This is a genomic window from Zhongshania antarctica (assembly GCF_014202945.1).
Taxonomy (GTDB): Bacteria; Pseudomonadota; Gammaproteobacteria; order Pseudomonadales; family Spongiibacteraceae; genus Spongiibacter; species Spongiibacter antarcticus.
The window spans coordinates 52,110-64,598 of the sequence record NZ_JACHHW010000013.1; the positions used below are offsets into that span (position 1 = coordinate 52,110).

10 protein-coding genes and 1 riboswitch are annotated in these 12,489 nt (G+C 51.6%); all 10 genes read left to right on the plus strand.

Annotated features, from left to right (window positions below):
• Positions 1-42: 42 nt before the first annotated feature.
• A riboswitch (guanidine-I (ykkC/yxkD leader) is annotated at positions 43-175 on the plus strand.
• A 61-nt stretch (positions 176-236) separates the two neighbouring features.
• The 10 genes from HNQ57_RS16760 (at position 237) to HNQ57_RS16805 (ending at position 12,373) form a co-directional block, all read left to right on the plus strand.
• The gene (locus HNQ57_RS16760) at positions 237-1,280 is read left to right on the plus strand and encodes a putative urea ABC transporter substrate-binding protein (RefSeq protein WP_184464952.1); all 1,044 of its coding nucleotides are present in this window, start codon (positions 237-239) and stop codon (positions 1,278-1,280) included.
• A 150-nt stretch (positions 1,281-1,430) separates the two neighbouring features.
• Positions 1,431-2,255, plus strand: coding sequence for an ABC transporter permease (locus HNQ57_RS16765; protein WP_184464935.1), 825 nt, complete (start codon positions 1,431-1,433; stop codon positions 2,253-2,255).
• The gene (locus HNQ57_RS16770) at positions 2,252-3,028 is read left to right on the plus strand and encodes an ABC transporter ATP-binding protein (RefSeq protein WP_184464937.1); all 777 of its coding nucleotides are present in this window, start codon (positions 2,252-2,254) and stop codon (positions 3,026-3,028) included. Before HNQ57_RS16765 ends, HNQ57_RS16770 begins: the two co-directional genes overlap by 4 nt.
• A 2-nt stretch (positions 3,029-3,030) precedes the next feature.
• Positions 3,031-3,741: an urea amidolyase associated protein UAAP1 gene (locus tag HNQ57_RS16775; protein WP_184464939.1), complete on the plus strand. Its 711-nt coding sequence runs from the start codon at positions 3,031-3,033 to the stop codon at positions 3,739-3,741.
• A gap of 15 nt (positions 3,742-3,756) precedes the next feature.
• A complete protein-coding gene (locus HNQ57_RS16780; RefSeq protein WP_184464941.1) occupies positions 3,757-4,413 on the plus strand; it encodes an urea amidolyase associated protein UAAP2 in 657 nt (218 codons plus the stop codon).
• A gap of 92 nt (positions 4,414-4,505) precedes the next feature.
• Entirely contained in the window at positions 4,506-8,171 is a 3,666-nt protein-coding gene (gene uca / locus HNQ57_RS16785) for an urea carboxylase (RefSeq protein ID WP_184464943.1), read from the plus strand.
• The gene (gene atzF / locus HNQ57_RS16790; RefSeq protein WP_184464945.1) at positions 8,168-9,979 is read left to right on the plus strand and encodes an allophanate hydrolase; all 1,812 of its coding nucleotides are present in this window, start codon (positions 8,168-8,170) and stop codon (positions 9,977-9,979) included. The genes uca and atzF overlap by 4 nt, the downstream gene beginning before the upstream one ends.
• A 524-nt stretch (positions 9,980-10,503) precedes the next feature.
• Positions 10,504-10,992, plus strand: a complete 489-nt coding sequence (locus tag HNQ57_RS16795) for a pyridoxamine 5'-phosphate oxidase family protein (RefSeq protein ID WP_184464947.1) — start codon at positions 10,504-10,506, stop codon at positions 10,990-10,992.
• Between the two features lie 527 nt (positions 10,993-11,519).
• Positions 11,520-12,053, plus strand: a complete 534-nt coding sequence (locus tag HNQ57_RS16800) for a hypothetical protein (RefSeq protein WP_184464948.1) — start codon at positions 11,520-11,522, stop codon at positions 12,051-12,053.
• A 98-nt stretch (positions 12,054-12,151) separates the two neighbouring features.
• Positions 12,152-12,373: a hypothetical protein gene (locus HNQ57_RS16805; protein WP_184464950.1), complete on the plus strand. Its 222-nt coding sequence runs from the start codon at positions 12,152-12,154 to the stop codon at positions 12,371-12,373.
• Positions 12,374-12,489 lie beyond the last annotated feature (116 nt).

Sequence of the window (12,489 nt, forward strand, 5' to 3'; positions counted from 1 at the left end):
TGTCTTGTGTCCGCACTCTTGGTGGCATTGGACACGATACAAAAAATGGAAAGCTAGGGTTCCGGTTGCGACTATTTCTATAGGTAAAGCAACGACTGGTCCGAGAGCTTTCGACCTTCAGAGTACGTAGCTAGGCTGCAAGAAGGTTACACGGCGGGACAAAAGCCCGGGAGACGAACGGCGATATGCGCCAGGAGTGCTCTATGAAACCGTGTGAAACCTCTGGAGGTTCAACGATGAAGCGACTTTCCGCTTTACTGCTTACACTCACATTCTCTTCTTTTTCTGTCGCAGCTACCGATAGCTTTAAGGTGTGTTGGTCAATTTATGTCGGCTGGATGCCTTGGGGCTATGCCGCCGAGCAAAAGATCATGGATAAGTGGGCTAAAAAGTACGACCTCGATATTGAGGTGGTACAAATCAACGATTACATCGAATCCATTAACCAATACACCACGGGCGAATTTGCCGCCTGCGCCATGACCAATATGGATGCGCTGACCATTCCCGCTGCGGGCGGCGTCGATAGCACGGCCTTGATTGTAGGCGACTTCTCTAACGGCAATGACGGCGTGGTCTTAAAAGGCTCTGACAAACTAAAAGACATTAAAGGCCAGCGCGTTAATTTGGTTGAGCTGAGCGTTTCTCACTACCTGCTCGCTCGCGGTTTAGAGAGCGTGGGTATGCGCGAGTCTGACGTTACCGTGGTAAACACCTCCGACGCTGATATGGTCGCCGTATTCCCCACCGAAGGGGTTACGTCGGTTGCAACGTGGAATCCACTGCTTAGCGAAATTACGAGTATGCCAGGGGCGAATAAGGTTTTTGATTCCTCGCAAATTCCGGGCGAAATTATCGACCTAATGGTTATCAATACCGAGGTCTTGAAGGCCAATCCTAAATTGGGCAAGGCACTGACCGGCGCGTGGTATGAAATTATGGCCACCATGAGCGCCAAAGACAAAACCGGTATTGCGGCGCGCACCACCATGGGCGTGGCGTCGGGCACCGATTTGGCTGGTTACGAAGCTCAGCTGGCAAGCACCCAAATGTTTTACACCCCAGCAGAAGCCGTTGCCTTTACTAAGAGTGCGGCTCTGAAAACCACCATGAAGAATGTGGCAGAATTTTCCTTTGCCCATGGTCTACTCGGTGACGGTGCACCCGACGCTGGCTTTATCGGCATTGAAACGCCATCTGGCGTGTTTGGTAACAAAGCCAATATCAAATTCCGTTTTGACCCCAGCTATATGCAAATGGCGGCAGACGGCAAACTGTAAATCTCGCGTTTGACGAGATCACCCTCCACCAACGGGGAGGGAGGCTAAGCCTGTAGATTACAGGCAACAACAATCAGGCGCAGGGATGCGCCTACTTACAACCACCTTTCGCTTAGCCTGTTAAGCTTGTGGATAAGGGTTTACCAAATTATGAAACGACTGATCAATGTACGACCCAGTCGAGTATGGCGGTTTGGTCTAGCCCTACTGCCTTTTGCAGTGATTTTACTGCTGTATATTTCGGCATCCGACGCACGGCTTGCCGAAAACCCCCAAGACAAATTACTGCCAAGCTTCACGCAAATGGGTGATGCCATTCAACGCCTGGCTTTTGAACCCAGCAAGCGCAGTGGTGACTACTTGTTTTGGCAAGACACCTTAAGCAGTTTGCGCCGCTTGGGCATTGGTATGGCAATAGCTGCGTCTCTGGGTATGTTATTCGGCTTGCTGACCGGCGCCTTGCCGGTCGTCAATGCCAGCTTTGCACCGCTGCTTACCGTGGTGTCACTGGTGCCGCCTATGGCCTTGTTGCCAGTATTGTTTATTGTGTTCGGCTTGGGCGAGGTGTCTAAAGTCGCCTTGATCGCCATTGGTATTACCCCGTTTATTGCTCGCGATATTCAAAAGCGCAGTTTAGAGATTCCTCGCGAGCAACTCGTCAAAGCCCAAACCTTGGGCGCTAATAGCTGGCAAATTATTGTGCGGGTGTTAATTCCGCAATTGCTGCCGCGCTTGATAGATGCAGTGCGCTTGTCCTTGGGCTCGGCCTGGTTATTCCTGATTGCCGCTGAGGCCATCGCCTCAACCGATGGGCTGGGCTATCGGGTGTTTTTAGTGCGGCGTTACTTATCGATGGATGTGATTCTGCCCTATGTGGCGTGGATTGCCTTGCTGGCATTTATTATCGATTACGCCCTCGCCAAATTCAGCGCCGTTGCGTTCCCCTGGCATGCCCAGCAGGAGGGCAAGTCATGATTGAAATTCGCAATGTGTGGAAGCGCTTCGACGACAACGTTATTTTGGAAAATATTTCTGCCACCGTAAAAGAAGGTGAATTCGTTACCTTGGTTGGTGCTTCGGGCTGCGGTAAAAGCACTTTCTTGCGAATGCTACTGGGCACTGATTCGCCGTCGCAAGGTAGTATTTTGCTGGACGGCAAAGCTATACCGAGTGAACCCGATTCGGGTCGCGGTGTGGTATTTCAGCAGTATTCGGTTTTTCCGCACTTAACGGTATTGGAAAACGTGGTGATCGCTCGCGCCTTTGAACGCAGCAAACTGGGATTTTTATGGGGCGCGGCAAAGAAAGCTGCGCGGGAAGAGGCCGCTGAGCTGCTTAATATAGTTGGCCTGAGTCACATGCTGCATCGCTACCCAGATGAACTGTCTGGGGGCATGCGTCAGCGCTTGGCGATTGCTCAAGCTCTTATTTTAAAACCCCGTATCCTTTTATTAGACGAACCCTTTGGTGCCCTCGACCCCGGTATTCGCGCCGACATGCACGAGCTGGTGTTGAATTTGTGGCGCAAACACAAACTCACCGTGTTTATGGTCACCCACGATCTAAAAGAAGGTTTTCACCTTGGCACCCGCCTGTGGGTATTCGACAAGCTGCGGGTCGACCCCCAAGCGCCTAATGCCTATGGCGCAGGTATTACTTACGACCTGCCGGTCGGTGCCTGTGAACCTGAATTACTTGAAGAAATAGACGGGAGTCTGTCTGCCAATAAGCAGGCGGAGGAAATATAGCAATGCAAAATTACACGACAGAATTAGCGCCCGGTGGCCACTGGTCACTGGAGCTGCGGCGGGGCACGCAACTGACCCTGCGGGATTTAAGTGGCGGCAGCAATGTGGGCATGTTGTTTTATAACCCCCGCAATTTACTGGAGCGCTATAACGCGCCCGACACACTGAAGTGCCAGCACACCTTTAAATTGACCCAGGGCCATTGCCTGTATTCGGATATGGGCCGAATTTTTGCATCAATTACCGCAGACAGTTTTGGCTGGCACGACACGGTGTGTGGCAATAGCCACGCCAGTCATATTGCCAAAAAATGGGGCGGGCGGGACTACCAAACTGATCGTAACGACTGGCACCAAAATGGCTACGATGCCTTTTTGGTAGAGCTGGCCAAATACGGTTTAGGCGCGGCAGACATGGCGGCCAATCTCAATTGGTTTAGCAAGGTAGTGACTGACGCCGAGGGCAATATGGCCTTGGCGCCGTCGGGCAGCAAGATTGGCGACACGGTCACGCTGCGCTTTGAAATGGATACTTTGGTGCTACTGCATAGCTGCCCGCATCCTTATAGCTGGGCAGAAACATATCCAAAGCACCGCATTGGTATCGAACTTGGTTTGGCAGCCGCCGTTGCCGAGGATGACGAATGCCTAAACCACTGCCCAGAAAATGCGCGGGGTTTTGCCAATAACGCCCTGTATTACTTGGGCGCTTAAGGCGGAGGATTGAAGATGATTAAAGCAAGTCAATTACAGGCCGACACCGCCGTATTTTCGATGACCGTGGGCGCGGGTGATTACTACCTTGGCAAAGTCAGCGCCGGACAAACCTTTCGGATTTTAGACTTAGAAGGTAATCAAGCCGCAGACACTTTGTTTTACAGCGCGGCGAATCCCAGTGAGCGCTATAGCGCGACCGACACTATTCGCGAGCAGGGCAATGTCTACCTCACTGCAGGTTCAATTTTGCGCAGCAATGAAAATCGCGCCATGCTTGAAATTGTTGCCGACACCTGCGGGCGGCACGACACCTTGGGCGGCGCCTGTGCCACCGAGAGCAATACTGTGCGCTACGATTTAGAAAAGCGCTGTATGCACGCCTGCCGCGACAGCTGGATGCTCGCCATTGCTGAAAAACCCGAGTACGGTTTAAGCAAACGCGACATCAGTCATAACATCAATTTTTTTATGAACGTGCCCGTAACCGAAGCGGGCGGCCTCAGTTTTGCCGACGGTATTTCTGCGCCAGGCAAATACGTGGAGCTAAAAGCATTGATGGATATCTATGTGCTGATCTCTAACTGCCCGCAATTAAACAACCCCTGCAACGCTTACAACCCAACCCCGATCCAGTACTTAGTTTGGGATGATATTAACGAATACGTCTGACGTCCGACCCCCGACGTCAGACTCGTTTTAACCATCTTCAGTGGACGGCCACTGTCGTAAAGCGCCACGGGACGGCCCGTTAATGGACGACTATGTTCACTAAAGTTTTAATTGCCAATCGTGGCGCGATTGCCACACGGATTATTCGCAGTCTTAAAGAACTCGATGTTATTGCGGTGGCAGTGTATGCCGAAGCCGATGCCCGCAGTATGCATGTACGCAATGCTGATGAAGCCTATAGCCTTGGCGAGGGTGGCGCCGCCGAAACCTATCTCGATGCCGCGAAAATTTTAGCCATTGCCAAATCCTGTGGCGCCGAGGCTATTCATCCTGGCTACGGTTTTCTCAGCGAAAACGCCAGCTTTGTCGCGGCCTGCGAAGCCGCCAATATCGCCTTTATTGGCCCAACTGCCGAGCAGATGCAAAGCTTTGGTCTAAAACACCGCGCCCGGGATATTGCCGAAGGCGTGGGTGTACCACTACCGCCAGGCACCGGCTTATTGGCCGACCTTGAAACGGCTGTTAGCGAAGCAGCTGCCATTGGCTACCCCATTATTCTTAAGAGCACCGCGGGCGGTGGCGGTATTGGTATGCAGATTTGCTATAGCGAAGCTGAGCTGCGCGGCAGTTTCGATAAAGTAAAAAAGCTCGGCAGTAATAATTTTGCCGACGACAGTGTATTTCTAGAGAAATTTATTGCCCGCGCGCGGCACATCGAAGTGCAGGTCTTTGGCGACGGCGAAGGCCAGGTGGTGGCTATCGGCGAGCGGGATTGCTCTGCTCAGCGCCGCAACCAAAAAGTGGTAGAAGAGTGCCCCGCCCCCAATTTACCAGACAGTGTGCGTCAGCGTTTGTATGCACTTTCTGAACAATTGCTAGCGGCGGTTAATTATCGCAATGCCGGTACCGTAGAATTTATTTACGACCCGGACACCGCTGAATTTTATTTCTTAGAAGTGAATACCCGTCTGCAAGTAGAGCACGGCGTGACCGAAGCAGTGTGGGGCGTAGACTTAGTTAAGTGGATGCTGATGCAAGCCAGCGGTGATTTACCCGAGTTAGATCAGCTGCGCAGCGGCTTATCTGCCAAGGGCCACGCTGTGCAAGTGCGGGTGTATGCAGAAGACCCTTACAAGCAGTTTCAACCTTGCGCAGGGCTGCTGAGCAAGGTCGCGTTTCCGGTGACCGAGGGTTTGCGCATCGACCATTGGCTAGACAGCGGCTTAGAAGTGTCGCCGTATTTTGATCCCATGCTGGCCAAAATTATTTTCCACGGCGAAACCCGCGAAACGGCGCTTGCGGGCTTGCGCACCGCGCTGGCCGACACCGAACTCTACGGCATTGTCACTAATCGCGATTATTTACGGGCCTTGCTAAACGACAAGGTGCTGATCAGCGGCCAGCTCACCACCCGCTATTTAAATGATTTTAACTGGCAGCCCCGTCGTATTGATGTGGTGCAAGCGGGCACCCAAACCACCGTGCAGGATTACCCCGCTAGGCTGGGCTACTGGAATGTGGGTGTGCCGCCGTCTGGCCCCTTCGACAGTTATTCCTTCCGCATGGCAAATTGTGTATTGGGCAATGATCCTCGCGCAGCGGGTTTGGAAATCACCCTGCAGGGGCCAAGCTTACTATTCAGTGCAGATACCCAAGTGGTCATTGGCGGCGCCGAAATTCCGGTGACGATCGACGGCCACGCTCTTAGTGACGAGCACTTTTGTGCGGATACTCACGTTATCGATCCTAAAGGCGAGTCAGCCTCGGCGCTGTGGCAGGTTATTAATATAAAAGCGGGACAAACCTTGGCGATGGGTCGCATTGTGGCCGGTGCGCGCGCCTATTTGGCGGTGGCCGGTGGTATTCAGTGCCCCGAATATTTGGGCTCGCGGTCTACCTTCACCTTAGGTCAGTTTGGTGGTCACAGTGGCCGCGCGTTGCGAGTTGGCGATGTACTATCGCTTAGCGAAACGGTGCCCGAAAATAGTATTTCGTGTCGTCCTCTGCCAAATATACTTAAGCCGGTAATTGGTAAAGATTGGGAGCTGCGGGTAATTTACGGCCCCCACGGCGCCCCAGACTTCTTTACTGATGACGACATTCGCGAATTTTTTGCGGCGAGCTGGGAAGTCCACTACAACTCCAGTCGCACCGGAGTACGTTTGATTGGCCCCAAGCCAACATGGGCGCGGAGCAGCGGTGGCGAAGCCGGTATGCACCCGTCGAATATTCACGATAATGCCTATGCCTTTGGCACGGTCGATTTTACCGGCGATATGCCGGTTATTCTTGGCCCCGACGGCCCGTCCTTGGGCGGCTTTGTTTGCCCTGCCACGGTAATCACCGCAGACCTTTGGAAGCTCGGCCAGCTTCGCGCCGGTGACAAAATACGCTTTGTGGCGGTGACGGTGAACGACGCCGTGGCCGCAGAAAAATTTCAGCGCCTGACCTTAAGCGACTTATCGCCACCGGGACCCGCCGCCTATCCAGTGGCAAGCCTACCGTCACCTATTGTGCGGCAGCTAAGTGCAGACGAGGTCGGCGATGACGTGGTTTACCGCGTTGCCGGCGATCATTTCTTACTGGTGGAGTACGGCGCCCAAGAACTGGATATTCGCCTGCGCTTTCGCGCCCACGCCTTAATGCAGTATTTGCAGCAAAACCCGATTGCCGGCGTAATCGAACTCACGCCAGGTATACGCTCGCTGCAACTGCACTACGACGCCATGAAAATTAGCTTGGCTGCCGTGCTAGATAAATTAGTGGCGGCAGAAATGTATTTGTCTACCCAGCTAGAACACCTCAATGTGCCGTCGCGCACCGTGTATTTGCCGCTGAGCTGGGACGATGCCGCCTGCCAATTGGCGATTGAAAAATACCAGCAGTCGGTGCGTGAAAATGCGCCGTGGTGTCCGAGCAATTTGGAATTTATTCGTCGCATAAACGGCTTGGACGATATCGCGGCGGTGAAGGATATTGTCTTTAACGCGGCGTATTTGGTGATGGGCTTGGGCGATGTGTATTTAGGCGCGCCAGTGGCAACGCCGGTTGATCCGCGTCATCGCCTTGTCACCACCAAATACAACCCTGCGCGCACCTGGACTGCCGAAAACTCGGTGGGCATTGGCGGCTCTTATCTTTGTGTATACGGTATGGAAGGCCCCGGCGGTTATCAATTTATTGGTCGTACCCTGCAAATGTGGAATCGTTACCGGCGCACAGCGGAATTTACCGAACCCTATTTATTACGCTTCTTTGATCAAATTCGCTTTTACGAGGTTGAGCATGATGAGCTGTTGCAAATCCGTAATGACTTTCCATTAGGGAAGTATCCGCTGCGGATTGAAGAGGGCGAGTTCTCGCTTTCTGACTATCAATCTATGTTGCAAGAAAACGGCGACGAGATTGCCAGCCACAACGCGAAGCGCGAGCAAGCCTTTGCTGAGGAGTTGGCGCGCTGGCATGCCGATGGTCAATTCCATTACCAAGCGCCAGAGGTTGTCGACAATGTTGATATTGTCATCTTGACCGAGGGTGAGATTCCCGTCGACAGCTCGGTGGCAGGCAGTGTGTGGCAGTTGCTGGTCGCCGAGGGCGATATTGTTACAGAGGGGCAGCCGCTGCTATTACTGGAGTCGATGAAAATGGAAATAGCCATATTAGCGCCCGAGGCTGGCCGCGTTAAAAAGCAATTATTGGCCGAAGGTGCGCGGGTTAGTGCAGGGCAATCGCTACTAGTGTTGGAGGCATTATCATGAGCTTTACTTCTTCTTTAAGTTTGACGGATCTTCGTGGCCAATATATGAATGGCAGTCTTACGCCTCGCGAGGTATTCGCGACCATTGGCGAGCGCATTGAACAATATCGTGAGCACAATATTTGGATTCACACGTTAACCGCGACAGAGTTAGAACCCTATTTTTTACAGCTGGAGCAGGCGGATATAAACGCGCTCCCGCTGTACGGAATTCCCTTTGCCATTAAAGACAATATCGACTTGGCGGGGGTGCCGACGACGGCAGCCTGCCCAGAATTTAGTTATATACCAGAACGCTCCGCCTTTGTGGTGCAGCGCTTAATTGATGCTGGCGCGATTCCCGTGGGTAAAAGTAACCTCGATCAGTTTGCGACAGGCTTGGTCGGCGTGCGCTCGCCCTATGGCGCTTGTAAAAACAGCTTTGACCCGAGCATGGTCAGCGGCGGTTCCAGCGCCGGTTCGGCCGTTTCGGTTGCGCTGGGCATGGCCAGTTTTTCATTGGGCACAGATACCGCTGGTTCGGGCCGAGTGCCTGCGTGTTTTAATAATTTAGTCGGCGTCAAACCCAGTATTGGGTTGTTGTCGGCCAGCGGCATGTTGCCCGCTTGCCGCTCCTTGGATTGCATCACGATTTTTGCCCTGCACTGCGACGATGCCAATACACTCTTGGCCGTCGCCGAGGGCGAAGACGCCACCGATGCTTATAGCCGCGTAAATCCTTTTGCCAATCAATCGCGGTATTACGGCACGTGGCAGGGGATGCTGCGAATCGGGGTATTGCCAGCAGATCAGCTCGCCTTTTTCGGTCACAGCGATTACCAAGCTAGCTACGAGCAAACGATCACCGCCTTAAAAGAACAAGGTGCTGAAATTGTCGAGGTGGATTTTGCGCCCTTTATAGAAGCGGCGCGGCTACTCTACGAAGGGCCGTGGGTCGCGGAGCGTTATATTGCGACCACGCCGATGATTCAAGACAATCCCGAGGCCATGCTGCCGGTAATTCAAACCATTATCGGTGGCGGCGCCAAGAGTTCGGCGGTAGACGCCTTTCAAGCCCAATACCGTTTAAAAGCCCTGCGCAAAGCCGCGACCTCAGTGCTAGCGTCGGTAGATTGTTTGTTAAGCCCAACCGCAGGCCGCCCCTATAGCATCGACGCCGTAAACGCAGATCCCATTAAGTTAAATAGCAATCTGGGTTATTACACCAATTACATGAACCTCTTCGATCTGGCGGGGGTGGCAGTGCCGACCGGTTTCACGGCGAGCGGTTTCCCCTTTGGTGTAACCTTAATTGGTGAGGCCTTCACTGATCGCCGATTATTGTCGATTGCCAATCGCATACAGCAGTATTTCCACTTGCCGCTGGGCAAAGATCAGGGCGCCTTTCAGCCCACAACCGTTAGCCCAATTGCCAATCAGCAGCGCATAGCCGTGGCAGTGTGCGGCGCTCACTTACAAGGTCAGCCACTAAATTGGCAGCTCACCGAGCGCGGAGGCTACCTGCTTGAAAAAACCACATCGGCGCCAAATTACAAGCTCTATGCGCTGGCCGGTGGCCCGCCATTTCGCCCCGGTATGGTCGTAGCGCAAGCGGGTGAAGGCCAGACTATCGAAGTAGAAGTGTGGTCTTTGCCTACTACTGAATTCGGTAGCTTTGTAGCGGGCATTCCCGCGCCTTTAGGAATTGGTAAAGTCACGCTGACAGATGGCAGCCAAGTGAGTGGGTTTATCTGCGAAGCCTCGGGCTTGGTGGGGGCCGAAGACATTAGCCATTTCGGTGCTTGGCGAGCGTATCTGGCCTCAAAATAGGTCGTAATTATTTTTGAATACACTATCCGTCTGCTATGTGGGCGGATAGTCACACTAACTGCCACACCTCACATATCCTCTCATCGAAACCATCCTTCTGAATTTCCTGCGTCGTCATTCAGACCGTCACGCGCTACTATTCTGAACGCAACCCTCCGTCATTCTGAACTTGATTCAGAATCCAATACCACTAAACCAACAAACACCACCTTACTCGTATAACGCCTGATTCTGCGTCATTATGAGCGGTGAACAGTAGAGCCATTCCCATTAACATCGCGGCGCGCTATTTAACGCATTGAAATTTATATAAAACGGGATATGATCAGGGGACAGGGATGTTTCACAGAAATAAAGGGAATTGGTCTCCGTTTGTCCGGTGCGTGTTTTTGGCGATGCCACTATCCCATTGAATCCCCTGATTTTTTTAAATCGATGCTGAAGCCCATTTTTAGATAAGGGGGCGGAAGTGATATAAGGCGCGAGTCGTTATAACAAAACTGTTATACGTTCAAGGAGTACGAATGAATATCAAGGAAGATTGGCAGAAAGTAAAAGCTGTTTTGGAAGCGGGTCAAGCATCTACTATCTACTGTTCAGTCGCCACGATTTCTCCTGATGGCCTTCCAAATATAACGCCCCTTGGCACTGTGTTTTTGCGCGATGACCAAACAGGTTATTTTTTCGATCATTATGCTAAGGCCCTTGGTGAAAATATCGATCAAAATCCAAATATATGTGTAATGGCAGTAAGGGCTGGTTTTGTATATTGGGTAAAATCTCTGTTTTTGGGGCGTTTCACTTCTCCGCCAGGTGTTCGCCTTTATGGTCAAGCTAGTGCCATCCGGGAAGCCACTGCACAAGAAATTAGTTTAATAGAGAAACGAGTGGCCCCTACTAAGTTTCTTAAAGGCAGTCGCATGCTTTGGTCTGGTTTTACCCACGTCAGGGATATTAAGTTTAGTAGTTATCGCCCAGTTACATACCCTGTAATGATGGAGGGCTTGTGGTAAAAACGTATAACAATCGGCAGCAATCGCTCCTGTTGGTCGCTGGTACAGCCAAAGCTCCGCACCTTTTGGGCATAGCTCCGCTATTTTATGCCCAAAAACCGCTCCACTTTGCCTGCCCCTGTGCGGGGCGTTATGTGTAAGTAGAGGATGATTCTTAGTGTCTAAGTGTCCGAGTTGCAGTAAGCGTCTAAGATTCTACTGGGTGATGCGGCTATCGAATAGCAAAGTGTTGACGTGTCCGGAGTGTGGCTTGCAGATCAAGGCTAATGCTGTAAAGAATTCGGCCATTGGAGGCGTAGGCGCAGTATCAGCTTTCGGGTTATATAAAATTATTCCTGAGCCAATAAACTACGTTGTAGTCACAGTATTCTTAGTTGTTCTATCAGTTTTCTATTACTACTGGGTGCCACTGGAAAATGAAAACACATAACAAGGTGCAGCACTTTAGCCGCTGCGCGGCTCGGACAGCCAAAAGCTGCGCTTTTGTCCGCCCGTGTGCACTGCGTTAGAACTTCACGGAGTCACTCATGGATGAAGGTTTTGAATTGCTTTTTGAGTACACGATTAGAGCCTTTTTAGGCGATAAGGCTTCGCATATTGCTGGCCAGGCTCATACGGAGAAGCATCGGAAGGATTGGTGCAGGAAAGTTCTTACTCAAATAATTCGTCGTGTTCAGGACATTGATACAAGTACAAAGCATCGTGAACAAATGATTATTTGGAGCGAAAGAGCTCTGAATCAACTAAAAGGCAGAAACTTTAATGAGCCTGCTTTTGCTCTCTGCCTATTGCGATTAGTAGCCGTAATGCTTGGTCTAGTTGGCATTAGGCCGTACAACATTGCTACGCCGGTATACTTTCAAACGCAACCTCAGTACTACACGGAAATAATTATGGAGGGGGGAGATCCTCTCCAAGATTATTATGACAAAAAGAGCTCCATAGAAATTAAAAAAAAGCTGGTCACCCAGCTAAATGACGAGGGTTATACAGATTTCGAAATCTCAATGGTCTTTAACACGTCTGAATATGAAATCAAAAAATTGCGTAAAGAGCTCTAACAAGCGCATGCACGGCGACGCCCTTTTCGTTCCGCCTGCGGCTACCCTACAAGGGCGTGCGTGCTGCGGGCGTTAAGTGTCTATAAGGAGTGGGATAAATGAATGAGCTTCCGGATGATCACAAAGGTCATACAATCATACCTAGCGCCTCAGGGCCAACGGGTGGGCCGTGGGTTGGCAACTACTCGGTCTGGAAAATAGAGCCAAATAATAATTACACCGCTGTGCTGCAAGGTTTTATTTCGGGTGAATTTGCAACTCAAGAAGGTGCGATTAGCACCGCAGTATTAGAAGCAAAATCAAAAATAGATGCTCTATGAATATGCAGCTCAACCAAACACTTAATCGGGTAGCCGAGGGTCTCTAACCCTCAGCCCCCACAACACCCTGCATGCGGATCCGCACAGGGCGTTTCACTAAGAATGGTGAAGCTTGA